We start from the raw sequence: 26974 nt of genomic DNA on the forward strand, positions 1-26974 counted from the left end.
ACCACTTAACTGAACGGGTTTGATTCACATTAATATTCACCATAATAAATTTGGATTTTGGCGTTGAATGCGTTAAAACATGGGCTGAATAATTGAAGAGCTGAAAGAGCAGACATCGCGATTCTTCTCTTTTTTCCAGCCCAGGTTTTAATTCGTTCCAATTTCTATTTCCAAAACTACTGCAAAATAATATGGTTTGCAATCTTTTTTAAATCCTAATGACATATCATACGCTTTAGATTACAACTACTTTCCTCCGAACTTTTCGCTCAAGATACAGGTGAAAATTCTAGTATGGCAGTTGTATATATAAGAGTGAGATAGAGAGTCTTCCTAAAATTCTCCCAAAACCCTTTCACAACAACGTTTACACAGACTTTTACGCGTAGAGATTTATCTACACATGTGTCGAGATTTTTCGACACCCCTTTTTCATATTAATCCCTTCAATATGTGTATAGAAGGTGTAGATTTTTTTCGACACCCTCTAAAAAGAGTGTTGAAACTCTATATAAATCAACAATAATTGGTGTCGTATTTTCTCGACACCTTGCTAACTCATTTCAGTTTTTTGAATTCCAAAAAACTTTTCCTGCTATACAACCTTCCGAACTCTTCTCCATTTTTTATCCATAACTTCCAGGAAAGCAATACCTTCTTTCTTTCCAGTTTATCAAATTCGATAACCAATTTTGATAATGTAGCATTTATTCTATTCCGATCTCCGGCATAAATAATTTCGGGATTCACAAATAATGGTCTTCGAGTAACGCTTCTTTTATGTTCCTTAATCTCTTGTGAATCTACAAGTTCAAATAATATTCCTTTTACTAAAAGACTTTGGATTGTTGCACTAATTCCTGTTCGATCACGATTTAAATACTTTGCAATTTCTGAGACTGTCATAAATTGTCCTGTTTCTCTATCGGTAATGCCATTTGAATGTAGCTGGACCAACGGCATCAATGAAAAAAGAAAACCTAACTCTGCATTTGTCAGGAATTCTTTCCTGATAAGCACATCGAGGTTTTCTTGAATTGTTTGAACAAATAATGCCTTGTTTTTATTTTTCAACTTGTAAAGAGCGTAACCTTGCCCATTCGCCTTCTGTTCTTCTATTGCGACAGCAGCTACATCAACTAACTTCTCACCATCGCGAAGTCTAGCATGCTTCTCTGCTGCTTCTAAAGCGTTCTGCATGTCCATTTCTATATCACCCCCTCTCACCGCTTGCATTGCCCGTATTGAATCGGTTGTTATATTCGGTATACGAGGTGATACGATTTGATAAGCAGCTGTTTCTTTCTGTCAGTTTATTATTTCTTATAGCAATCTCCATCGCTTTTTCTGTACCAATCAAAACGAGTCTTTCTTTTGCCCTAGTCATGCCTGTATACATTAAATTCCGAGCCAACATAACGTAGTGGCTTGTCGTAGCAGGGATTATGACAATAGGTGCTTCACCGCCTTGTGATTTGTGAATCGTGATTGCGTAACCTAATTCTAATTCTTTGGTTTCGCTTTTTTCGTATGATACTTTTATTCCCATGAAATCACATGTCATTTTCTCAACGGTCTCACTATTTTCATTTACTTCTTTTGAAATTTTAGTAATCACACCAATATCGCCATTAAAAACGCCTTTAGATTGATTATTTTTAATTTGAATAACTTTATCACCCAGCCTTAATAGGTTTTTGCCTATCTTCCATTCATTTTTGGTTGAGTCAGCAGGGTTTAAAGCATCTCTCAACTGATCATTCAATACAATTGTTCCAGCAGGTCCCTTTTTCATGGGACTTAAAATCAAAATATCCGATATGGAATGACCTAATTCTTGAAAACGTAAAGCACTTCTTACAATATAGTCTGCGATTCGTTTTGGATCTTCTTGATGAATAAAATAAAAATCACCTTTATCGCTATCGATAAGAAGTGATTTACCTTGATTAACCCTATGGGCATTACTTATGATTTGGCTTTCTTGTGCTTGTCTAAATACTTCTGTCAGAGCCACTGTTGGTAATCCCGATTGAATCATGTCGCTAAGAACATTACCAGGACTAACCGATGGCAATTGATCCGTGTCACCTACAAAGAGAATTTTCGTATCATTTTCAAGTGCGTCCATTAGTAAACTGGCTAACTGAACATCCACCATCGACATTTCATCAACGACTAACAAATCGCAAGGAAGTTTATCTTGCCAATTGTAAGTAGGAATTTCCCCTTGCTGGTATCCTATGAGCCTATGGATTGTAGATGCGTCATGTCCAGCTACTTCTGACAATTGTCTACTCGCCTTTCCTGTCGGGGCCGCTAAGCATATAATCAATTCTGGATGCAACTCTTTATACATGTCAATCATGGCACGTATAACGGTTGTCTTACCTGTTCCAGGACCACCAGTGAGTATTAACATCTGTTCTTCAAATAACCGCCTAATCGCATCACGTTGCTTCTCAGCTAGGATGATTCCCTGCTTCTTTTGATAGTTGGTTATCTGTTTTTCTAACGAAGGCAATGCTACGCCATCCCGAGAACCCTTCATTTCTGAAAGTTTCCGAGCTAACCTGTCTTCATATGTGAATAAAAACTTTGGGTAAACGCAATTGTCTTCAATAACGATATGTTTCTCTTCTAAACGGTATATACTTTGTGCTAATTCATCCATCGAAACTTTGTTCTCTTCAATCGTATTATGGTTTAATGCACGTGCAGCTTCTGCAATCAGACTTTCTTCCATCACATAACAATGGCCTGAACTGAAGCATGTTTCTTTTAGAACATAGTTCACACAAGCATCAATGCGGTATCCTGATAAGGGTGATATACCGATCTTTTGAGCAATTTCATCAGCTTTTAAGAATCCTATCAGGTTTAATTCTGTTAGCTTATATGGATTCTCTGTAACAACTGCTACCGTATTAGACTCATATTCTTTATACAGCCGCATCGCCATACGAGCGGATATGCCGAACACAAGTAGTTCCGAAATGATTTTCTGTACCTCAAACGTAGACCTGACGCTTTCAACAATGTTACTAGCGCGTTTCTTCCCGATTCCTTTAATCCCTTGTAAACTCGCCTCACCCTGTTGGCTGATTAACATCAAAGCGTCTTCACCCAAATTTTCAGCAATGACCACTGACTGTTTCGGCCCACATCCCTTTATTAGAGGCGATGCTAGGAATGCAATCACTTGATCTTTTGTTTGCGGAATTGGCCTTTCCCAAAGCTCTACAACAAACTGTTCGCCAAATTCCATATGTTTTTCCCATGTCCCACGAACCTTTATATCTTCACCTTTATTTACCCCGTAAATGCTTCCTTTAATTGTGAGTTCTTCATTATCCGTTTGCAATTTAGCAATCAGAAAATCCTCATTTCTATAAAGAACCTTTACAACTGTTCCAATGAATTCATTCATTCCAAACTCACCATCTTATCGTCTTTATACAATATGGATCTAAGGCGTTTAAGAAATGCAAAAGAACTTTGGGCTGGGATAAGGTTTTGTATTTCAATATCATTATAAAGAGCCAAGAATAAATCCATAGGCATCACTACTGTTTGACGTTTACGACGAATAAACGCTTTACATCGTTCTACGTTTCTAATAATTGGGTTAGAGGAATCAATGTCATTTTTCATTTCATTTACAGAATCAACAACTTTAGTTGCAATAATATCAATTTTTTCGAGTAATTTTTTTTCTTCAACAGTACCAACTACTTTATTCGCTTCATGCAGGATTTCGTTTCTTGCTTCAACAAACTCATCACTTGATAGAATTTCTTCAAATTGCATTTCCACTTCTGGTGTAATATCTACCTGTTGGAAGAAAGCATCGATTTCTTCTTGTGGAACATTGTACTTACTTGGAATTCCTGTTACGTTAGGCACCGATTTTACTAAGTGCCATAAATTATCTGGGAAGTAATAAAAATCTACATTTAATTCTACTAATATATATCCGCTAATTACGCTACTTATTTTCTTCGTATTCTTTCGAACTTCCCTCAAGTCTTTAGAAAGTTCACGGATGCTGTCTTTGTACGTTTCAAGCAAGACAAGAGAATTGGCATCTTTGTATTCTTTCAGCTTGTCGCAAGCGATGCGAAGGTTGTTTAAACCTGCTTGAATTCTCTTTACATACAAGTGTTCAGAAATATCATTTGTATTTAACTCGGAAAGATCTACAGCAGTATTGTCATCACGAATAATTTCTGTGAATGTTTCCATTGCATAGATAGTTTTAACCATTGAATCACCTGCTCTATTCAAAACAGTATTCAACATCCCTTTCACTTCAATTTCCGCTCCGCTACGAACCTGAACTACAAAGTAAGCCATTTCTACCCATCTCCCTTCTATTAATTAATCCACTAATTTAGCGATTCGTCCGTATTCTGCCTGTTCTAGTCTTACTACTGCCCCTGTCAAATGTTGTGCCCTTCCTCTCGTTAAGAAAGATTCACTTTACCATCACAGTTTTTTCATTTTCGAACTTCTTTACTGGTGAAACCATGCATCCAATATTGAGGGGCTTCATCTGTTTAATCGCTGTATTCAGTTCTTCTTCTGTATGGATTCCATATTTAGACAATGCTTTCCAGATCTTTTGAAGCTCATCCTGCTTCATCAGCTTCCCCACCCTTCCCGCCCTTATTGGGTTCTTTGTTTAACACCATTTGTCGCCGTTTTCGTAATACACTTGAAAGCTATTCTGATCAACACAATACTCTCAAACTGTATTTAACCTATTTACTTGATCCCATACTTCTGTTAGGGGCTGCATAGATCCCCTAAAAACCTTCATATTCGTCATCGATTAAATAACCCTACCGATAATTTGTTTGTCATTCCGTTTCACTTTTTTCCCAAATCAACTTTCGAGGTTACCGATTTGGTAACTGGCTTCCTAAAAAATCTATGGAAGTTCTAATCAATACAGAATCTTGTGGAATTGGAATTGTAAGATTGACTGAAAGTTGTTGTACCATTTATTAATCCTTCTTGTTTTTGAATTACATACATAAATATTTATTTGAGACCTAGTCCGGTTTGATATCTTTTATAGAACTTGTTCAACTATTTCCCATTTAACTTCACCCTTCAAAAGGAAACAATTTGTTGCCTTCCTCTTCAAAAAAAAGAGTCCAATCCATGTCCAAAACTACTGCAATCTTTTTGGCCACTTTCGGACTAGGGTTTCGCTCCCCTTTTTCAATCATTCCGTAATATTGCCGTTCAACACCAACATTGTTGGCTATACTTTGTTGAGTAATTCTTTTCATTTCCCGTTCTTTTTTTAGCCATAATCTCATTCTGATTCACCTCACCGCCCTTTGGCAACATTTTGTTGCATCACCTACTTCGTATTATACGCAACATTTTGTTTCTGTCAATAGTTAATAGCAACTTTTTGTTTCCATCAGTACAAAGCAACATCTTGTTGCTGTATAATATAATTAATATTACTTTCTGAGGAGATACACTATGAGTTTTCAAGAAAGATTAAAAAAACTAAGATTAGAAAAAAAGCTCACACAAGATGATATGGCTAAACACTTAGGTATTACCAGACAGGCTTATGGTTATTATGAAAGTGCAACCAACCAGAGAGAAACGGATCATGAAGCAACTAAAAAGTTAGCTAACTTTTTTAATGTTTCAATTGATTACCTACTAGAAAATACTGACAACCCTTCACCTATTGATAAAGCGGACGTGGAATTCAAAAAAGCTATTTCCGATCCTGGCTTAAAACGTTGGTACTCAGAATTACCTAACTCTGATGAGGAAGACTTACAAAAACTAAGGAAAATGTGGGATATTATTAAAAATGAGGACAAATGAAACACCTTTTAAAATATGAGTTACTAACCCTATCTTTTTATTCAAGATAGGGTATTATTATAAACAACACACGAACATACATTCCTAGAAATTGTAAAGGTGTCGAATTAAATTTGAAAACATCATATCTATCTCCATTAGAAGAAAAGGTTTTCTCGATTTATGATTCTCTAAAGATATCAGAGCCAGCACAGATTTATCATGCCAATCTTATCGAAGATCTTTCTACCATGTTAAAAATAAAAATTTATTATTTTGATGAACCAAGTGAAGCAAATAATTTAGGTGGAGTTTATCGGATCTTTTTAAATGAAAACCAATCTAAACAGGCAATTTGGCAAGACTTTGCTCATGAACTGGCTCATATCTTGCGCCATGAAGGATATCAGTGGTCAATGAATAAGCCTTTCCGGGAGTATCAGGAATGGCAGGCAGAGCAATTTGCATTCCACTTCTGTATTCCAACGTTTATGTTGAATCATCTAGAGTTACCAAGACTTAAATGCGAAGCTGTTGGATTTATTGCAACTTTATTCAATGTTGAACCTACTTTTGCAGATGCTAGATTGGAAAAGTGGTTACTGAATCAAGAAGTTTTTTATTTGAATAGGTTATAAAGTAATTTAATTGAAGGGATAGTGTAATAATGGTTAGAAATTCCCCAAGTAAAAAATCAATCTCCTTCAACCTAATCAATCACAATGGAGCACATATCCATTGGGGGCTTCCCCCCACCCGCGGTGTATTTCCAAGTTATCACGGGAACAATTGTTCCCAAAGTATCCTAATGTCTTAAAATCATATGACACCGCAGATTCTTAAAATTTATTGTATAGGAGAATTTGAAATGACATTGAAAAAAGCAGCGTTATATATCCGCGTAAGTACCCTGCACCAAATCGACAAAGATTCTTTGCCGTTTCAACGTCAAGAGCTCGAAAATTACGCGAAATACGTACTTGGTATAAAGGATTTTGAAATATTCGAAGACGCGGGTTACTCCGCAAAGAATACAGACAGGCCCGAGTACCAAAAAATGATGAAGCGCATACGCGATGGTGAGTTTACGCATATGATCGTCTATAAGATTGATAGGATTTCTCGAAACCTTAAAGACTTTTCCGAAATGTACGAGGAATTGAAGGACTACAAAGTGACTTTCGTTTCAAGGAATGAACAATTTGACACTTCTAGTGCAATGGGTGAAGCAATGTTGAAAATCATTCTGGTGTTTGCCGAACTCGAACGAAAAATAACTGCTGAACGTGTATTTGCAATCATGCTCTCACGGGCAGAAAAGGGCTTGTGGAACGGCGCTACTGTGCCCCTTGGTTACGTATGGTCAGATGAAATAAAATTCCCAGTCATTGATCCAGAGGAAGAAAAAGTTGTACAATACGTTTATAATTTGTACGAATCTTTACGATCGACGTTGAAGGTTGCGTATCGCTTGAACGATGAGGGTATTAAAACCAAGCGTGGTGGTCGTTGGACAGCAAAAACAATTCGCGATATTCTAAGAAACCTGTTTTATATCGGTACATATCGTTACAACATGCGTGAGAGTGGTGGGAGTAGACGCCTGAAAAATAAAGATGAATGGGTAGTAGTCGAAGATAATCACCCGGCAATCATCGACAAGGAGCAATCCGAACGCGTCAATCAGCTGCTGTCAGATAATTATCGAGGGTTGACGGATGTGCAACGTGCTGATATTCACAAACACATCTTTTCAAAAATAATCTACTGCGGTAAATGTAACGCGCTTCTCACGTCTGGACTAGACTCAGCACGAAAAGACGGGTATAGTCCATCTCGCTACACTTGCATTACCTCCGGTGGCACGAAGCGATGCAGCAACTACGTGAGCGATATTATTATTGGGCCATTTATCTTTAACTACGTTTCTAACTTGATTCGTTTACAAGAGAGAATGACGCCAAAACATTCAACGCGCGACATGGAGCGTGCACTTTTGCGTGGGAATACTTTTATTGATGTAGTGGGTGTAGATAACACCGCTTTAAAAGAAACGTATTTTGCGCTTACGAACGGTATGCCTGATCAAGAATACTTTTTGGCCACGGATGATGAAATAATTATGCCTAACTTAGAAGCTGAGCGATTGCAAAGAGATGCAAAAAAATACGGAACTGCTTTATCTCGTTTGGAAGACTTATACTTATTCGGAGAGGACGGTATCAGTCAGAAGGATTATATTTTTAAGAAGCGTGATCTTCAGGAGAAATTGGAAGAAATCGAAACTGAGATTAATTCATTACAACAAAAAGATGGCGATACAACAAGCGAGGTATTCGTTGATAACGCTCAACATTTTTTGATCACTAAAGAGATGCAGCAAGCTCGCCACGTAGATCATCGAGCCCTATCAGATATAGTCGGCCGCGAGGCATTATCTGATTTTGTTCACACGATAATTGATAATATCATTGTTTTGGATAAGCGTGTGCAATCCATTACTTTTAAAAACGGTATCACGCACACATTTGCCTATAAGTCTCTTTTGCAAAGTCGATCTACTGCACCAGCCAGGATGCAGTACAGGGATTATGAGGGAGCTATGCTGCAACACTTGAAGGAAAACGGACCTACTTCTCGAGCAAATTTGCAAAAGGCTACCAACATTTCTCGCGATGGGGTTTATAAACTATTGGCCGAATTAATCGAGCGTAGGCTTGTTGTGAAAACAGGTCAATCTACAATGATACTCTATCATTTCAATGAAAAAACCACTTAAAATGGAGATTTTAAGTGGTTTTAAGTGGTTTTTGCCAAGCCCCTTAACCCTTACTGCTAAAGGCTTCAGACGCAATCATATTTAAGTTTACTACCGCACAGCCCAACGTATGGAATGCGACCGAAGACACAACTGCTCACCACTTTCATTCAAATTCGTATGACATTGTTGACAATAAATACAATGGAGCCGTTTCCGTCCGCAGTATTCGCGGACCTAACGCTATCGGTAAAAATCCTGCTGAACGGAGTGTTTCGGCTTCTACCCTTGACAGACCGCCCTCAGGTCCAAATACAGCAAGTACCGTGTGACCAGGTAATACATTTTTTAGACGGTCCGCAATTTTATGTGGCTCTCCACTTTTCGCGTCTTCTTCATCAGCAAACAGTAGTACATCAAACTTTTCTGATTCGGCAATTAACTGCTTAACAGAGAATGGATTCCGTACTTCCGGGATAACTGTACGATGACATTGCTCCGCAGCCTCTTTGGCAATTTTGCGAAGCCGTTCAACTTTTTTGTCACCTTTTTTTTCATCCCATTTAACAATAGATCTTTCAGCTTGAAACGGAAAAATCCCTGCCATGCCGAGTTCCGTTCCTTTTTGAACGATTAAATCAAGTTTATCACCTTTTGGCAAACCACAAGCTACTGTTACTTTAACAGGCATTTCGTTTGACCGAAGTGCTTTTCCTCTGCGTTGGATTACGACGCCGTCAGGTAAAAGCTCTGTAATTTTGGAAACGAAGGCTTCGCCGTTAGTAACAGCAATGACGTCATCATCAACAGTCATGCGCATGACACGCACAATATGTTTACCGTCATCACCAGAAATTAGTCCGTTACCACTTTCATCAAAAGGACTTTGCAGAAAATAGCGTTGCAAATCGTTACACACTCCTTTTTTGAGCGATGATAGCAACCCAGTCTTCCATAAGAACAGATTCGACAATCTCAAATCCTTTGCTAATCAGATCTTCTTTAACTAAATCACGTTTTTGGCCAATGATTCCCGAAACAATAAACAGTCCATTCTCCGGTAAAATTGAATACGCATCTTGCGAAAAGGACACGATCACTTCTGCCAGGATATTTGCAATGATAATATCTGCCGGCTCTTTTACAGAGTCTAGAAGATTGCCATGCTTCACTTCTACCGTTTCTTCAACATGATTGAGCTCAATGTTTTCTTTTGCAGCTACAACTGCAACCTGATCCAAATCAAGCGCGAGGACACGGGAAGCGCCTAGAAGCGCCGCCCCGATAGATAACACACCTGAACCTGTTCCTACGTCTACAACTGTATCTCCTGGCTTGACGTATTTCTCAAGCGCTTGTAAACACATAACCGTTGTAGGATGCGTACCCGTTCCAAATGCCATGCCAGGATCAAGTTCAATAATCAATTCATCTGATTCAACGGGTTCGTATTCTTCCCACGTCGGTACAATTGTAAAGCGACCAGAAATTTTGACAGGATGATAGTATTTTTTCCAGGCTGTTGCCCAATCCTCTTCATCGACTTCATTTGTCTGAATGGCATTTTCCCCTGCATCTATTCCAAATTCCGATAAGCCACTGATGGATTGATCGATATCTTTCACCGTTTCAATAAGGAAACTATTGACTGGTAAATAGGCTTTTAAGATAACACCCTCAGCTGGGAAATCATTCTTGTCAAGAGCCCATATTTCACCGAACCGGTCTTCGTGGACTCGACTTGGTTCTGCTGAATCTTCGATAACGACTCCACTCGCACCCGCTTCATGTAAAATATTTGCTACTGCTTCAGTTGCTTCATGCGTCGTATGAATAGAAATTTCCGACCACTTCAAATGAATTCATCCCTTTCAGTCGCCTTTGATTGAACGTTTGATTTTATCGAATAGTGAACTTGAATACTCGTCAAGTGAATCTCCGCTAATCGCAGCAAATTCACGCATTAGTTCTTTCTGTTTTTCCGTCATCTTCTTAGGCGTCATCACTTTCACAACTACATGCTGATCTCCAATTCCACGGCCATGGACATTTTTAACACCTTTTCCTTTTAAGCGGAATCGTGTTCCCGTTTGCGTGCCTGCTGGAATTTTCAAATTCACATTACCTTGAACAGTTGGTACTTCAATTTCATCGCCTAGTGATGCTTGCGGGAAGGTAAGCTTGAGCTCCAAATAGATATCGTCGTCTTCACGGATAAATTTCTCATGTGCTCTGACACGGAATACGATATATAAGTCGCCCGAAGGTCCACCTTTATGGCCTGGTTCTCCCTGCCCTGTTACCCGAAGCTGTTGCCCATCATCGACTCCCTCAGGAATCGTTACTTTGATTTTCTTCCTTTTCGTCACTTTACCCGCTCCGTGACAAGTTGAACATTTCTCAGGAATTATTTTACCAGTTCCTCTACAGTGTTGACACGCACGACGATTGACCATTTGGCCAAGTGGCGTGTTTTGCGTAACGCTAATTTGTCCCGAACCGCCACAATGTGTACAGGTCTTAGGTGAAGTCCCTTTTTTTGCGCCTGAACCATCACATGTATCACAGTTTTCTTCTTTCGGTATTTCAACTTCCGTTTCTTTCCCGAAAACAGCCTCCATGAAATCAATGTTCATTGAATACTGTAAATCCTCGCCTTTTCTAGGGGCATTCGGATCCCGTCGTCGTGTGTTTCCACCGAAGAACGAACCGAATATATCATCGAAACCGAATCCGTCAGCTCCGCCGCCACCGCCAAAACCTTGGTTCGGATCAGTATGCCCAAATTGGTCGTAATTTGCTTTTTTCGAATCGTCGCTCAGTACTTCATATGCCTCGGTCACTTCTTTAAATTTATCAACTGCATCATCTGCTTTGTTCAAGTCTGGATGATATTTTTTTGAAAGCGAACGATACGCTTTCCTGATTTCATCTTTTGATGCCGATTTCGCTATACTAAGCACGTCATAATAATCTCTTTTACTCATTACTTCACTCTCCCGAAATACTTTGAATATCATCTATTGTATCATTAAAATCTGAAAAACGTAAGCGCCTGATCTGCTCCGACAAGTGCTGAAAGACTAGTAGATAAAGGCATTTCCCCCCTTGATTATCAAGACTGAAGTTCAAGGAGGGCAGTCTGAAATCGCGACGTCCTGTCGCAATAAGCGGGGATGCAGTTCAATCCCTCCCCACTTCGTGTCGGCCTAGCGGCTAGACGCTGAAGTCTAGATCGCCTAATAAAAATCGGAAAAGCCAAAGCCGGGATATCGGACTTTGACTTTTCCGTCAACGATCATTCTTATTTACATTATCTCGTTTACTTTTTCTCGTCGTCTACTTCTTCAAATTCAGCATCGACTACACCGTCGTCTTTAGGCTCGCCTTCGTTTTCAGCGCCTTCAGCTGCTGCTTGTTCATACATTTTCATAGTCATTTGTTGGATGATTTCATTCAATTTGTCTTTTTTAGTACGGATTTCGTCAAAATCAGCTGCCTCGAGCGCAGTTTTCAACTCTTCTTTTGCTTCTTCGACACTTTTCACTTCTTCTTCTGAAACTTTTCCTTCAAGATCTTTCAATGTCTTTTCAGCCATGAATACAAGTTGGTCCGCTTCGTTTTTCAAGTCGGCTTCTTCTTTACGCTTTTGGTCAGCTTCAGCATTTGCTTCAGCATCTTTCACCATGCGCTCGATTTCTTCGTCCGTTAGACCTGAGCTTGCTTGGATTGTAATATTATGTTCTTTTTGTGTTCCAAGATCTTTCGCTTTAACTGTAACAATACCGTTTTTATCAATATCGAATGTTACTTCGATTTGTGGAACGCCTCGTGGTGCTGGCGGAATGTCCGTCAATTGGAAACGACCAAGCGTTTTGTTGTCCGCAGACATTGGACGCTCCCCTTGCAATACATGAATATCAACCGCTGGCTGGCTATCCGCCGCTGTTGAGAATACTTGTGATTTGCTAGTCGGGATTGTCGTATTACGTTCGATTAGTTTAGTGAACACGTTACCCATTGTTTCAATACCAAGTGAAAGAGGTGTTACGTCCAGAAGAACTACGTCTGTAACGTCTCCGCTTAAGATTGATCCTTGAACAGCTGCACCAAGTGCAACTACTTCATCCGGATTAACGCCTTTATATGGCTCTTTACCCGTTTCTTTCTTGATTGCTTCTTGGACTGCTGGAATACGAGTCGATCCACCAACAAGAATTACTTTGTCAATCTGAGATGCAGTTAGGCCGGCATCTTTCATTGCCTGACGAGTCGGTACCATTGAACGTTCAACAAGGTGAGCAGTCAATTCATCGAATTTCGCACGTGAAAGTGAGATTTCCAAGTGAAGTGGACCTGCATCGCCAGCTGTAATGAACGGCAATGAGATTTGTGAAGTTGTTACGCCTGAAAGATCTTTTTTCGCTTTTTCAGCAGCATCTTTCAAACGTTGCATTGCCATTTTATCTTTCGACAAATCAACGCCGTTATCTTTTTTGAATTCTTGAACAAGGAAGTCGATGATAACATCGTCAAAATCGTCTCCGCCAAGTTTGTTATCGCCCGCAGTTGATTTAACTTGGAATACACCGTCGCCAAGTTCTAGGATTGATACGTCGAACGTACCGCCACCAAGGTCATAAACAAGAATCGTTTCATCTTCATCCGTTTTATCAAGGCCGTATGCAAGTGCAGCTGCAGTTGGCTCGTTGATAATACGTTCTACTTCAAGGCCCGCAATTCTACCAGCATCTTGTGTCGCTTGACGCTGTGCATCGCTGAAGTAAGCAGGAACTGTAATAACTGCTTTCGTTACTTTTTCGCCAAGGTACTCTTCTGCATAGCCCTTCAAATACTGAAGGATCATTGCCGAAACTTCTTGAGGTGTATATTCAGTGTCTTCGGCTTTTACTTTAAAATCTGTTCCCATATGTCGTTTTACAGACATGATTGTGTTTGGGTTTGTGATTGATTGGCGTTTTGCTACTTCTCCAACTTGACGTTCGCCATTTTTGAATGCAACAACGGATGGAGTTGTACGGTTACCTTCTGGATTCGGAATAACTTTTGGCTCTCCGCCTTCATAAACTGCTACTACCGAGTTTGTTGTTCCTAAGTCAATACCAATAATTTTACTCATAATCTATTTCCTCCTATTATAAATGCTACATTTTTTATTCGTTTACTTTAACCATTGCAGGTCGAAGTACACGATCTTTCAACATATAACCAGCTTGCATTTGTTCAAGAACGATGCCTGTTGGTTTATCTTCGTCTGAACCCGTCATAATTGCCTGATGGAAATTCGGATCAAACTCCTGATCCAGCGCTTGGATTTCAACTAGACCTTCATCTTCAAGGGCTTGAACGAAAGTACGGTAAATCATATCTAATCCCGTCATCATTGTTTGCGCCTCTTCAGTTTTTGCTTCCACAGTAAGTGCCCGTGCAAAGTTGTCAAGAACCGGTATTAGATTCGTCACGATGTTCTGCGCACGATACTTCTGCAACGCTTCTTTATCAAGCGAAGCCCGTCTCTTGAAGTTTTCATAATCTGCTAGAAGTCTAAACCGTTTGCTCTCTTCTTCTTGTAGCTTGTCAGTTAATTCTTGCACAAGAGTGTCTTCTCCATTTTCAACGATTTCAATTTCCTCAGTATTTTCGCCTGATTCGATTATTTCGTCTGTCTGTTCGGGCGTTTCCATTACTACTTCTTCGTTCTCTTTAAATTCATCGTTTACAGTTGTCATTAGTCGTTCCTCCCTGCTGTTCCGCCGATTGTCAGCCTCGCCAATTCTCTGGACAAATCACTGCTCATTAAATCAAGCATGGTGATGACTCTTGCATAATCCATCCGTTTTGGTCCGATGATCGCGATGGAACCCGTCATATTGTCGCCGGCTGAATATGTCGCTGTAATCACACTACAATCTTCCATCGCATTGTGATTATTTTCAGAACCGATGCGGACATGTATACCTGTCATACCTTCCTGAAAAAACGTCATTGCTGGTGCACCCTTGTCCATCAATTCAAAAAATGTTTTCATCTTATGGATATCATTGAATTCAGGTTGCTTCATCATATTCATTTTGCCGCCAAAAAACAGCCTTTCCTGTGGTTCGATTGAAATCGCCCGTTGGAATGAAGCGAGCAAGTCGCCTGCATGATGAATATGACGTTCTAACACCGTTTTCGTCTCCTCAGCAAGTATCTTCTGAATTTGGACAAGCGGAGTACCAATGAGCCGCTCGTTCAGGATGTTTACCATTTTTTCGATATCTGAAGCGTTGAAGCCTTCCGGTACATTGAAGAGCCTATTCTCAACACGTCCATTGTCAGTGACAATAATAGCGACAGCCGTCTTCTCATCTAATGGAACGATTGAAAAACGTTTCACTGCATGCAATGATGTATCGGGCCCGAGTAGAATCGACGTGTAATTCGTCAAATCGGACAAAATTGTTGCTGACTTTCGTATTAACTCTTCAGTCTCCACAATTTTCTCCCGAAAAACCGAGCGCAGGTGAATGCTGTCTTCCGTGTTCAACTTTTCTTTTGTTAATAAATTATCTACATAAAACCTGTACCCTTTTTCAGATGGTATTCTGCCGGATGAAGTGTGGGTTTTTTCAAGATAACCCATCTCTTCTAGGTCAGCCATTTCGTTCCGTATTGTCGCAGGACTAAATGGTGCTTCCGGCTTTTGGGATAGCTGCCTCGATCCGACAGGTTGTGCGGATTCGATGAAATCGTCAACCGTCAGTTGCAAGATAAGCAATTGTCTGTTCGTCAACATAGTCATCACTCCTGTTAGCACTCTATAACTACGAGTGCTAATACTACTGATAATTTAACAAATGCAGATCGAAGTGTCAACGAATTGACTCAGGATTATTTAAGAAATTGCTGAAATACATCGTTTCCTCTATAAACACCACGATGCGTTAGCTTAACCGCATCATCCAATCGCTCGACAAGTCCATCTTTAATAAGCGAGTGCAACGTTTCCCCGTAAACATCTTCAAGCGACTGTCCGAACTTCTCTTGGAATAAAGAGACGGATACGCCATTTGATTTGCGAAGTCCAAGAAACATTTCCTCTTCCATGGCTTCGATTGCCGTAACTACATGTGTCTGTTGGACTGGACGTTCACCCAATGCCGTCTTCTCCATATATTTCGCTATAGGTCCGATGTTCGAATATCGGATACCATCTACATAGCCATGGGCACCTGCACCAATACCAGCGTACGTCGCATTTTCCCAATAGATGAGATTATGGATTGATTCATGACCTGGAGTTGCAAAATTACTAATTTCGTAACGCATACGGCCTTTACTTTCCATCTGGTCAATCAACATCGTAAACATTTCCGTTTCGATGTCTTCACCCGGGAGCGGCAACTTGCCTTTATTCATCAAATTATAAAAGACCGTTTTTGGCTCAACAATAAGCGAGTACCCTGAATAATGGGGAAGATTGAGGGAAAGTGCTTTATCAAGAGTATCCTGCCATTGTGCAATTGTTTGCCCCGGCAACCCGTAAATCAAATCAATACTTATATTATCGAATCCTGCTTTTCTCGCTTCTCCAACAACACGTGCAGCGTCGTCTGGACCATGAGTCCTACCAATCTTTTTCAATAAGTCCGCGTCGAATGACTGAACACCGATGCTCAATCGATCCACACCGCCATTTTTCAGGACAATCAATTTGCCGTATGTTAGCTCGTCCGGATTTGCTTCCGTCGAAAACTCTTTTAATGAACCTACATCTACATATTCATGGATAATCTCAAGCAACCGTTCGAGCTGTTTTTCAGACAATGAAGTTGGAGTGCCGCCTCCTAAGAAAACCGTTTCCACTTCTTTGAATGAAATACCTTCCTGCCGCATGATTGCCAATTCCTGACCCATTGATTCGATATATTCATCGACAGGCTGATTTTTGAAAAACACTTTATTAAAATCACAGTAATGACAAATTTGATGGCAAAACGGAATGTGGATATACATACCCCTCATACCGTCACTTCCTTCCTTTAGTTAACGCCTTATTCAGGGCCTATGACCCCGAACTACTAGGCGTTAGAGTCTATACATGGAAAAAAGAGGGCTCGACGCCCCCTTCTTCATTTATTAATTAACCCTCGTCCATCTCCAAGGCAACAATAAATAATTCTTGCTAATTGGATGTACTAACTTGTATCATACAGCATTATGATGTATCGCACAAAGCTTAAATCCTGTACAAGACTACTCCATTCTTATGGTTAGTGTCGAAACAACTCCGAGTGATGATTGAATCGTTTTATCCTGCCAAAATGATACTTTCGAATTTTAGAAAGCAAAGGGTAATCTGAGCGGAAAAAAGCGAAATAAAGTAGTAACTATCGTAATCGTTGTCAAATCTAACGAAAGAAGTGGTTTATAAAAACTTAAATGTAGAGGAGTTCTGTTTATGAAAAATCATAAAGTTACATTAGCCATCTTATTACTGAATTTATTTATTGCCTTTCTTGGTATCGGGCTTGTTATTCCCGTCCTCCCTACGATCATGAACGAGCTAAATATTAACGGTACGGTCGTCGGCTATATGATGGCAGCATTTGCAATTACACAACTTATCGTCTCACCATTTGCTGGGCGATGGGCTGACAAATACGGTCGTAAAATTATGATTGTGCTTGGTCTATTTGTATTCGGTTTCTCAGAGTTTTTATTCGGATTTGGTAAAACAGTTGAGGTATTATTTATCTCACGCATGCTCGGCGGGGTCAGTGCAGCATTTATTATGCCTGCTGTTACAGCCTTTATAGCAGATATTACAACGAACGCCACAAGACCTAAGGCAATTGGCTATATGTCTGCCGCTATAAGCACAGGCTTTATTATCGGCCCGGGGATTGGTGGGTTTCTAGCTGAAATTGGTACACGTGTACCCTTTTATTCAGCGGGTGTACTCGGTGCGCTAGCAGCGATTCTGTCTATTATTCTATTAACAGAACCCGAACGAGCGACCGAAGATGCGCCTATCCCAGGGCAAAAAACAGGGTTTCGTCGTCTTTTCATCCCGATGTATGCCATTGCATTCATCTTAATATTCGTGTTGTCGTTTGGTCTCGCAGCGTTCGAATCGTTTTTCAGCTTATTCGTCGACCATAAATTCGGCTTCACGCCAAAAGATATCGCCATCGTCATTACGGGTAGCGGAATTGTCGGAGCACTTGCACAACTATTACTATTTGATCGCTTATCAAAAAGCATTGGCGAAATCAATCTTATTCGCTACAGCTTAGCCCTATCAGCGATTCTCGTCCTATTGATGACCTTCGTAAGCTCATACTTCACAATATTACTGACAACGTTCTTCCTGTTTGTTGGATTCGATCTAATTCGTCCAGCCATCACATCCTATTTATCTAAAATTGCGGGCAATGAACAAGGCTTTATTGGCGGCATGAACTCAACTTTCACAAGTATTGGTAACATTTTCGGCCCAATCATCGGTGGTGTGTTATTCGATATTGACTTAAACTACCCCTACTATTTTGCCGCAATCGTATTAGCAGTCGGTACGATTATTGCACTGTTTTGGAAGAAGCCGAAGCATATAACGTTATAAAGTTAATCTTCAATCAGAGGGGGGTTCTTCATCCCCCAGTAATAAAGTAAAGTGCATTTCTCTAGTGAAAAGTATACGAAAAAGGTGACTGTTCCGCATGGAATGGTCACCTTTTTCGTTAAAAATTTTTTTCGCATCAGGATTTTCTTTATTTCATCTTTTAATCTCTACTACGTTTACCAGCCAAAATTACAACGTCTGCGACGAGATTCTTTACAGTGACACTTCAACCTATCTTCGCGGTCACGGTCACAATGATTTCTATTATCACGATCAGACCTTACTTCACGACATTCACAAATCAACTCTACCCGCCGATTTCGATTTCGATTTTGATTTTCAAAACACATATTCTATCCCCCCTTTGTTGTTCTTTAAAGCTGGCCAGCCTTCTACGTAGTATATGGACGAGTACGCGCAATGATTGGACGAACCATCTAGTGCAAGCAAGTTTTTTATTTCTAACTCTCGTTTATTTCGTTAAAGAAAAGCGAACTATGTGAATACTACTAAAAAAGGTGACTGCGTCTTAACTCAATAAATAAGAGATCGATCCACAATTGAATCTGTGGATCGATCTCTTTTGCTTTGAATGTCATATTAGTTTACTATCTTAACTTCTTTAAATTGACCTTTCCATCGTTATATTTGTAATTTCGTAGCCCAACTTTCCGTATAATCCCCGCTCAGTTTTGTTATGACCAAAAACATGAAGTCCAATCTTTTCATTCTCATAAAGACGTCCGCTTTGTTAGTCAGTCTCAAACCATCCAGGCTTTGTACTTTTAAGGATTTTGCGATTTCATTGAAACCGCTCAGCTTAGCGGACCACCTTACCATTAGATGGATTGTTTGAAATAAGATCTCCGCAATAAACACTCTTACCATTTGATGTGATTCCTCTTTCTAGTAATCCAGCTAAACCATGAATGCCTCGATGGGATGTTTTAGGAGAAATCCGGATATAACCTCGAACTGCAGTAATATCAGGAGGTGAGTTATTTAAGTTTTGGAATTCACCAGTTGCAATTACACGTCCATTAATCTCTTCGAATAAATCAACATCACCATTAGAAGCGAATGAGTATAAGAAACCAGTTGGCTCTGGATTATCTGAATTAACTCTATCGACAAAATCAACAAACGCTGGATAAACTCCATGGGTTTCTGTTGCACTTGCAGTCTTGATGTAGTTTTGGAACTGACCTAGATAAGCTGTTAATGCTAAACCGTCACCAGACTTAGACGCATGATGCATTGCGATAGGATTGTTAAGTGTTTTGTTAGTTAACTTACGACGATACTCATGGCCAAGCTGTTTAGCAATTGTGAAAGCAGTTCCACTTAATTGAGAGGCCGTAGCATATCGATCAGTTACCGTTTCGGCTCCGGATGCATGCGACATCCATACTAATGCCATAGACACGTATGGATCGTAACCACTTGATCCTACGAAACCTCTCATATGATCTTGAGAGTAATAAGTATTACCATCGATAGTACTTGAAGAGTTCAACTGAGAAACAGAAGAAACACCAAGTTCAGTAAGACGAGCCGCAGATATTTGAGAAGAAATAAGAGCGAACGTTTGACTTACACCACCAACCCCAATAGCAAGACCGGCGATCGAATTGAAAGTTGTTGGATTCCCGATTTTGTTAAGATAGTCAGGGAATTGTTCGAAGTATTGATTCAATTGACCAGTGCGTAATGGCGAGTTTACAGAAATCCCACTTAACAGTTCAGATGTTTCAATAGTCTTGATTTGAGACTTTGATTTTCCAAGACCAACCGCTAGATAATATGCCAGTGAAGCTAAGTGAGTGTAGATCGTATTTAATACACCAGTACCCGCTTTGAAACCATGAGTTGTAGAAAGGTCTGTAGCAATACCAGTATCGAAGATTTGTAAGTCAGGAGAACCATAGTTCTCTGCTAAACGAGCGATAGTAGTATGTTTAAAATCAAAGTCAGAAGTAGCTTGATTCTTCTCGGTAAATTTAGGATTTTGAGCATAATAAATTGCGAGTTTTTGGAACATGATCTTAGCCCCTTCTTCTAAATGAGTTTGAACTGTAGGGGCTAGGGAAGATAGTAAAGTTGAATTAGTTAAGATGTTAGTATATCCGACTAAAATAAGACCAAATCCCGGATCTGTTTCAAATCCACCATCAATATAACCAAGATCTTTTGAGTAGTTATCTAGTGTAGGTTCAATAACACCATCTGAAACTGTTGGAGTTGAAAAGTACTTATTGCTTGTAGATACTCCATTGATTATTTCTTTCGAACCTGAAACACCGCTTGTGTTTGTAGTATAGCCAGTGATAGTAGGCGCTAGAGTAGTGAAAGTATAAGCTTTAGTTCCAACATATGATCCCACACCAGAAACAGTTTCACCATTAATGATGTCTTCAATCTCTTGAAGGACGCCGGATTTGGTTCCCTTATCAGTAGTTTTTTCGTATAGAGCTGTTAGGAAAGTTAATTGATGACCGATACGTTGTAGGGTCAAAGCAAAAAATCCAGTTTCGTTTAAACGTGATTTAAAAATACCAGCTTGTTCATGACGTGCATGTAACGGTGAAAGACCGTTTTCAAATTGTTCATCGAATACTTCACGTGACTCTGTAGCTGTTTCAAAATAAGTCAAAATAAAATCTCTCCAATTCTATCTATATATTTTCAAAAGATACATTCCATCACTTGTTTGTTTTGTATTGTATAGGAACAATTTATCCCACTCTTCGGATTATACAGGAGGGGTACAAATTCGCCTTCCCTTACCTTTAAGGGATAACGAGGTCCGGGAAGGCATCTTACAGGGTGCACCATTTGGTACAGGTACTGCTTCACTGAGGAAACTGCATCCACTTCTAAAATCTGGTTTTTAAGGATATAATGTTGGGCTACCCCCAACTTTTCGCTCACTCTCTAAGTTACCGCTTAGAAAGTGAGTTTTTTTATTTCATGACTTTTAAGTATCTCGTCCGGTGCTTTCTTACTTTTTGAACTTCAACTATATCATTATTTACGTGGATCTTTTCACCTTTGTCGTCCTCGGTCATCGTGTAAGTGGTGATGCCTTGTACTTCAAACGCCTTAAAACATGTTGTACATCCATGGGGCTATCTCAAAGAGAATCGTATGTACAATATATCATTATGCCGAAGTATGTCGTAAGAAAGACGACTGAGAAGGATCTAATGATACCTCCAATGGAAAACTTGAGAGAAATTAGTGAATACTGAATTGAAGGACATTCACTTACATCTCCCCTCTTCATAGGGCTACATGCTGAATTGAGGGTAAGTGAAGTTTGTGGGTTGCAATGGAAACATATTGATTTGGAAAGAGGAATGCTACGGGTTGAACAAACAATGATTAACAAAGAAAGTGTTTGGGGTTTTAAATTCAACAATGACCGCTTCTTCGGAAAGAGACAACCAGATTAGTCAAAACTTAATGAATATATTAAAAAAAACACCGCATATGGCTTATGAAAAATAAGCTAAAATACGGTGTCCATTAGACTGAATCAGATCATGTAAGCGTGAAAGAATGTAGGAGAGGCTTGGCAATAGTAGATCCACAATAACCATCGATACTTATTCGCACTTAACGCAAAAGATGCAAAATGAATCGGTTGATGATGTCGAACAAGCCATGCGTGATATTGAATAACTTGCCATCCCAATCTTTTTAAAGGATGGCAAGGGGATGGCAAACGACCATTCCCACAAATTCAACCAACTTTATAATGCTATACCTACAGCCTTTAATCCTCGTCCATCTTCAATACAGCCATAAATGCTTCTTGAGGCACTTCGACTGATCCTACTTGTTTCATACGCTTTTTACCTTCTTTTTGTTTATCAAGAAGTTTACGTTTACGGGAGATATCTCCACCGTAACATTTAGCAAGTACGTTTTTACCCATTGACTTGATTGTCGAACGTGCGACAATTTTTTGTCCGATAGCTGCCTGTACCGGCACTTCAAACTGTTGTCTTGGGATTAGTTTACGTAACTTTTCAACGATTGCTTTTCCGCGATCATATGAAAAGTCTTTGTGCACGATGAAACTGAATGCATCGACGTGTTCGCCGTTTAAGAGGATGTCCATTTTGACGAGTTTCGATTGTTTGTAGCCAATCAGTTCATAGTCAAGTGATGCATACCCTTTCGTACCTGATTTCAATTGATCAAAGAAGTCATAGACGATTTCTGCAAGTGGCAGTTCATAAATGATATTGACGCGTGTTGAATCCAGGTAATCCATTGTCATAAAGTTCCCGCGTTTATGTTGGCACAGTTCCATAACAGAACCGACATATTCGTTAGGTACCATAATAGATGCTTTTACATATGGCTCTTCAACATAATCGACTTTTTGCGCATCCGGCATCATTGCAGGGTTGTCCACTTTCATTTCAGAACCATCAGTTAGAACGACATTGTAAATAACACTTGGAGCTGTTGTGATCAGGTCGATATTGAATTCACGTTCAATACGTTCCTGGATTATTTCCATATGCAATAAGCCTAGGAAACCACATCGATAACCGAAACCAAGGGCTTGTGACGTTTCCGCCTCGTATTCAAGTGCAGAGTCATTCAACTCTAATTTCTCAAGTGCATCACGCAGGTCATTATATTTCGATGTATCGATTGGATATAGTCCGCAGAACACCATTGGATTCATCCGACGATAACCAGTAAGCGGTTCGCTCGCAGGATTTTTCACGCTTGTAATCGTGTCCCCTACTCGAGTATCTCCAACATTCTTAATCGAAGCGGATAAATAGCCTACGTCTCCTACAGTCAATTCATCACGAGGCGAAATTTTTGGTGTAAAGACACCCGTTTCAAGAACTTCAAAATCTTTACCAGTTGCCATCATATGAATCTTATCGCCTGGCTTAACTGTACCTTGCATAATGCGGATATTAACAATAACCCCTTTGTACGCGTCATAATGCGAGTCGAAAATTAGCGCTTGGAGCGGAGCATCCGGATCCCCTTGTGGAGCAGGGACCTTTTCTACAATCTGTTCCAAAATATCTACGATCCCGATACCTGCTTTTGCAGATGCAAGGACCGCTTCTGAAGCATCGAGTCCAATAACATCTTCAATTTCTTTTCTCACACGTTCAGGATCTGCTGCAGGTAAATCAATTTTATTGATAACTGGTAAAATTTCAAGCTCATTATCAATTGCCAAGTAAACGTTTGCCAGTGTTTGCGCTTCAATTCCCTGCGCTGCATCTACAACAAGGATTGCACCTTCACAAGCTGCAAGGCTTCGTGACACTTCGTATGTAAAGTCGACGTGTCCTGGCGTATCGATCAGGTGGAATGTGTATTCCTGCCCGTCTTTAGCTGCATACGTCAACTGCACCGCATTCAATTTAATTGTGATTCCGCGTTCTCTTTCAAGATCCATCGAATCCAACGTTTGTGTCTTCATTTCTCTTGCTGTTAACGTTTGGGTTTGTTCTAGAATACGATCCGCCAATGTTGATTTCCCGTGATCGATATGAGCGATGATGGAAAAGTTCCGGATATTCTTTTGACGTGCTGCTCTCTGTTCATGATTCATAGTCAGTTCACTCCTATTTTAGCTATATGAATTATAGCAGATATCCGTCCATCTTGTTATATATTTGTGTTAAAACCTTTATATAACAGGCTTTATAATAATTCAACTTGATCTATTTTGTACTGTTTCATACTATCCTATATAACTTATGGCATCAAATCAGGCATTATTTTACCACTAATTCACTTTACACAACGATGAATGGATTTTTTTCTAAAACTAATCAAGTATTACCGTCATTAGTCGGTAAATTTTAGCTATTGCGGATTATTTGGTCCCTTTTCTTCCTATTGCAACATATACATACAAAGAACGACTTCACAAAAGAAATAATGGTTAGGTCAAATCTAAACCTGTTTATTCCTATTCTGTGAGCCGCTTCGGCAAAATAATCAGTTGACGTTCAAATAGTACTGCTACCCTACTAGATGTATAAGCGCTGAAACTTTTAACAAAAGGATCCTTATTAATCACCTCTGAAATCCCCTAACTATTTTTATGATTCTTAATGGTAGGGAATAAGACGTAATTAACGCTGGGTTCTTTATTCATTTCCGGAGTTTTCCCGAGAGTTAAGTTGTGGCTTATTAAAGTTGGTTATTGCATCCAATTTACATTTTCTTTTTATAATCTATAGTAGCAGGAAATATTTTCATCTAAATATTCCCTCCCACAGTTCATATAGATTATTCTCTAGTGATCTTAATTGGCAAAAACCAATTGTACCCAAAAATATAACAAAGTCAACGTTACGATGGTTGTTATGGGAATAACAATCAACGTTACGCTTAAATAATCCTTCCAAGTAACTTTTATTTTATTTTTTCTTAGGATATGCATCCACAGAAGAGAGGCAAGTGTTCCAATTGGTAACAGCAAAGATCCCATGTCACTCCCTATTATATTCGCGAGATAGATGGTCTTTAATGTAATTGGATCTAGCCCCATTTCAGTTAGGGTAATCGTCCCAATCATTAAAGCGGGGTGGTTATTAAAAATGTTGGACAGTATTGAAACTAATCCTCCCATAATAAAACTAGCTTGAAATAATCCCTGATTCACAATTGGTTCACACAATTCTACTAATAGAGCTGTTAGTCCCACATTATGCAAGCCATATATAATGACATACATAGAGAAAGCAAAAATCAGAATATGCCAAGGAGTCTTCTTTAGGATATCCACAGGGTTAGTACGTAAGTGATACCATCTCCACAAAAGCAAAGCTGCCGATCCGAGTACGGCTACAATTTCAATTGGGATGTTAGCAAAAGATGCAACAAAAAGTAGGCAACGCATTATAAAGACAAATAATAGAATCTTCATCATGAATTTAGTACGTTTTTGTTTTGTTTCAACCGAAATTTTCGTTTTTAAGGGGTGGAAATTTTTACTGAAAAATACTTCTTCAATATCATTTGCAGAACTGGGTAATTTTTTAGGAAGTCTATTTTTTAGAATTAAATACATCAAGCCTGACATAAATAATAAACCTATTGTTGCTGGGACAAACATCATAGCCGTATGCATCCAAAGCGACATATTAATAATTTCCAAGGCGATCAAATTAACAATATTACTTACTCCTATTGGTGCACTTGAAGCGGTTGCAATGAGTGCTCCGCTTAACAGATAGGGTATTTGTTGATGGGGTTTTAATTGAAGGTTTTTGAGTAATAGAATTAATATAGGGGTCGTAATTAAGATACTGCCATCATTATTAAACAAGAGCGTCATCAAAAAACATAACAACTGGATATTCCAATACAGTCGGTGACCTGAACCCTTTGATAATTTCGCGAGCAGTCCAGCTGCCCAATGAAAAAAACCGAAACTCTCTAATATAACAGCCATTACAATCGTTGCAATAATTGTGATGGATGCGCCACCAATTTTATCGATAATATCCACAATATCTGCTCGTGAAACAATACCTGTTAATATAATTATTGCCGCACCAATCGACGCGGGCCACGCCTCATTCATTCCTCTAGGTCTCCAAAATATGACTAACATGGTCGTTAGGAACACCAAACCGGTGATTACAATTTGAAAACTCATACATATACATATCCCTTCTTTTCAATAGAATACTATCCTCTTATTGTTTGTCCGTTTCCTTGTATGTATATTCACCTCAATCGAATAGGAACAAGGTGTATGTCCAACCCTAATTAAATGTATATCTTTTCAAACTGCATAATTTCCCCTCCCTTATAAATGGACACCCATTCGAATCATCGCCTTCATGTTCACTAAAAATATTAATAAAAGAATTCTAGCTCCTTAGGGGACTTGGTATGTCAACACTAAATCAAACAATCTTATTAAGGGCTGACTTTTTATAAGCAACCGGACTTAGGTAGCCCAATGTACTGTGCGTACGGATATTATTGTACCAATTGACATAATCGAAAAGTTCAAGAGACAGCTGGTTAAGGGTTTGATAGTGCGCTCCGTTGATCAATTCTGTTTTTAATATCTTAAATGTTGCCTCTGCCACCGCATTATCATAAGGATTCCCTTTATGGCTAAGTGATCTTTTAATTTTGTATCCACTTAATAATTCATCGATCCCAACATTTTTAAATTCAGAACCGCGATCTGTATGAAATAAGTTCACATTTCCTAATGGGGATTTAACAGAATCGAAAGCACGTTGAACTAGAGCAGCGTCTTTTTGTGCTCCGACGCTCCACCCGACAATTTCACGATTGTATAAATCAATTAAGAAACATACGTAACTCCAGCGGTATCCTACTTTCACGTATGTTAAGTCGCTTACTAACACGGACATCTCTTTGTCCACTTTGAATTCTCGATTTAAAATGTTTCGAACGGATTCTTCATTTGGCCTTGTCGCCATTGGTTTATAGGAAGGTTTGGCGTATTTTGATTGAAGTCCAAGTTCGCCCATCAATCTTCCAATTCGACGTCTGGAGATTGTAAAGCCTTCCTTCCCTTTATCTAGTTCTATTTTTAGTTTCCGAGTTCCATAAACGCGTCGGTTATTATTGAAAACCTTAGTGATTAGTTCTTTTAATAAGCGTTCTTCTTCCCGTTTTTCTTGTTCTTTTTGAGCGGATACTTCAGTGTCGTAATAGAAAGTGCTACGTGCTATTTTCAGGACTTTACACATTGCTGA

At 39.3% G+C, this 26974-nt stretch carries 20 protein-coding genes and 1 pseudogene; 4 read left to right on the top strand and 17 right to left on the bottom strand.

The features are described from left to right. Positions 1 to 558: 558 nt before the first annotated feature. From I2484_RS13165 to I2484_RS13185, 5 genes are all read right to left on the bottom strand, one after another. Positions 559 to 1206: a MarR family transcriptional regulator gene (locus I2484_RS13165; RefSeq protein ID WP_207151500.1), complete on the bottom strand. Its 648-nt coding sequence runs from the start codon at positions 1204 to 1206 to the stop codon at positions 559 to 561. Between the two features lie 7 nt (positions 1207 to 1213). Further along, complete coding sequence (gene recD2 / locus I2484_RS13170; protein ID WP_207151501.1) at positions 1214 to 3430, bottom strand: SF1B family DNA helicase RecD2; 2217 nt, start codon at positions 3428 to 3430, stop codon at positions 1214 to 1216. Then, the gene (locus tag I2484_RS13175) at positions 3427 to 4356 is read right to left on the bottom strand and encodes a transcription termination/antitermination NusG family protein (protein ID WP_207151502.1); all 930 of its coding nucleotides are present in this window, start codon (positions 4354 to 4356) and stop codon (positions 3427 to 3429) included. Before I2484_RS13175 ends, recD2 begins: the two co-directional genes overlap by 4 nt. Positions 4357 to 4477: 121 nt before the next feature. Then, on the bottom strand, positions 4478 to 4645 hold the full coding sequence (locus I2484_RS13180; RefSeq protein ID WP_207151503.1) for a hypothetical protein: 168 nt from the start codon (positions 4643 to 4645) through the stop codon (positions 4478 to 4480). 466 nt (positions 4646 to 5111) lie between these two features. Next, positions 5112 to 5330 (bottom strand): helix-turn-helix transcriptional regulator, encoded by a 219-nt coding sequence (locus tag I2484_RS13185; protein WP_207151504.1) that lies wholly within the window; start codon positions 5328 to 5330, stop codon positions 5112 to 5114. Positions 5331 to 5502: 172 nt separating this feature from the next. Between I2484_RS13185 and I2484_RS13190 the strand changes: the two genes are divergently transcribed. The 3 genes from I2484_RS13190 to I2484_RS13200 all read left to right on the top strand — a co-directional run bounded on the left by I2484_RS13190 (position 5503) and on the right by I2484_RS13200 (position 8620). Further along, positions 5503 to 5862 (top strand): helix-turn-helix domain-containing protein, encoded by a 360-nt coding sequence (locus I2484_RS13190; protein WP_207151505.1) that lies wholly within the window; start codon positions 5503 to 5505, stop codon positions 5860 to 5862. A gap of 113 nt (positions 5863 to 5975) precedes the next feature. Continuing rightward, positions 5976 to 6479 (top strand): ImmA/IrrE family metallo-endopeptidase, encoded by a 504-nt coding sequence (locus I2484_RS13195; protein ID WP_255551402.1) that lies wholly within the window; start codon positions 5976 to 5978, stop codon positions 6477 to 6479. 230 nt (positions 6480 to 6709) lie between these two features. Further along, the gene (locus I2484_RS13200; protein ID WP_207151506.1) at positions 6710 to 8620 is read left to right on the top strand and encodes a recombinase family protein; all 1911 of its coding nucleotides are present in this window, start codon (positions 6710 to 6712) and stop codon (positions 8618 to 8620) included. Positions 8621 to 8765: 145 nt separating this feature from the next. Here the strand turns inward: I2484_RS13200 and I2484_RS13205 are convergent, their stop codons facing one another. The 7 genes from I2484_RS13205 to hemW all read right to left on the bottom strand — a co-directional run bounded on the left by I2484_RS13205 (position 8766) and on the right by hemW (position 16627). Then, positions 8766 to 9506, bottom strand: a complete 741-nt coding sequence (locus I2484_RS13205) for a 16S rRNA (uracil(1498)-N(3))-methyltransferase (RefSeq protein ID WP_207151507.1) — start codon at positions 9504 to 9506, stop codon at positions 8766 to 8768. Positions 9507 to 9510: 4 nt separating this feature from the next. Then, positions 9511 to 10455 (bottom strand): 50S ribosomal protein L11 methyltransferase, encoded by a 945-nt coding sequence (gene prmA / locus I2484_RS13210; protein WP_207151508.1) that lies wholly within the window; start codon positions 10453 to 10455, stop codon positions 9511 to 9513. Between the two features lie 15 nt (positions 10456 to 10470). Beyond that, a complete protein-coding gene (gene dnaJ / locus I2484_RS13215) occupies positions 10471 to 11586 on the bottom strand; it encodes a molecular chaperone DnaJ (protein ID WP_207151509.1) in 1116 nt (371 codons plus the stop codon). Positions 11587 to 11921: 335 nt separating this feature from the next. Continuing rightward, positions 11922 to 13739: a molecular chaperone DnaK gene (gene dnaK, locus I2484_RS13220; RefSeq protein WP_207151510.1), complete on the bottom strand. Its 1818-nt coding sequence runs from the start codon at positions 13737 to 13739 to the stop codon at positions 11922 to 11924. A gap of 34 nt (positions 13740 to 13773) precedes the next feature. Further along, on the bottom strand, positions 13774 to 14349 hold the full coding sequence (gene grpE, locus I2484_RS13225; RefSeq protein ID WP_207151511.1) for a nucleotide exchange factor GrpE: 576 nt from the start codon (positions 14347 to 14349) through the stop codon (positions 13774 to 13776). Continuing rightward, complete coding sequence (hrcA, locus tag I2484_RS13230; RefSeq protein WP_207151512.1) at positions 14349 to 15398, bottom strand: heat-inducible transcriptional repressor HrcA; 1050 nt, start codon at positions 15396 to 15398, stop codon at positions 14349 to 14351. Before hrcA ends, grpE begins: the two co-directional genes overlap by 1 nt. A gap of 95 nt (positions 15399 to 15493) precedes the next feature. Beyond that, positions 15494 to 16627 (bottom strand): radical SAM family heme chaperone HemW, encoded by a 1134-nt coding sequence (gene hemW / locus I2484_RS13235; RefSeq protein ID WP_207151513.1) that lies wholly within the window; start codon positions 16625 to 16627, stop codon positions 15494 to 15496. Positions 16628 to 17063: 436 nt separating this feature from the next. On the opposite strand from hemW, the gene norA reads away from it, so the two are divergent. Then, a complete protein-coding gene (gene norA / locus I2484_RS13240; protein ID WP_207151514.1) occupies positions 17064 to 18227 on the top strand; it encodes a multidrug efflux MFS transporter NorA in 1164 nt (387 codons plus the stop codon). 622 nt (positions 18228 to 18849) lie between these two features. Here the strand turns inward: norA and I2484_RS21530 are convergent. From I2484_RS21530 to I2484_RS13260, 5 genes and pseudogenes are all read right to left on the bottom strand, one after another. Beyond that, positions 18850 to 18954, bottom strand: a pseudogene (locus I2484_RS21530) (GNAT family N-acetyltransferase); the annotation flags it as partial. Between the two features lie 93 nt (positions 18955 to 19047). Beyond that, positions 19048 to 20880, bottom strand: coding sequence for a hypothetical protein (locus I2484_RS13245; protein ID WP_207151515.1), 1833 nt, complete (start codon positions 20878 to 20880; stop codon positions 19048 to 19050). A 1125-nt stretch (positions 20881 to 22005) separates the two neighbouring features. Then, the gene (lepA, locus tag I2484_RS13250) at positions 22006 to 23829 is read right to left on the bottom strand and encodes a translation elongation factor 4 (RefSeq protein ID WP_207151516.1); all 1824 of its coding nucleotides are present in this window, start codon (positions 23827 to 23829) and stop codon (positions 22006 to 22008) included. 702 nt (positions 23830 to 24531) lie between these two features. Further along, positions 24532 to 25890, bottom strand: a complete 1359-nt coding sequence (locus tag I2484_RS13255) for an arsenic transporter (protein WP_207151517.1) — start codon at positions 25888 to 25890, stop codon at positions 24532 to 24534. A gap of 253 nt (positions 25891 to 26143) precedes the next feature. After that, positions 26144 to 26974: IS3 family transposase (locus tag I2484_RS13260; RefSeq protein ID WP_207151518.1), on the bottom strand; the 831-nt coding region annotated here is incomplete at its 5' end.

It is taken from the genome of Sporosarcina sp. E16_8, assembly GCF_017347095.1.
Classification (GTDB): Bacteria; Bacillota; Bacilli; order Bacillales_A; family Planococcaceae; genus Sporosarcina.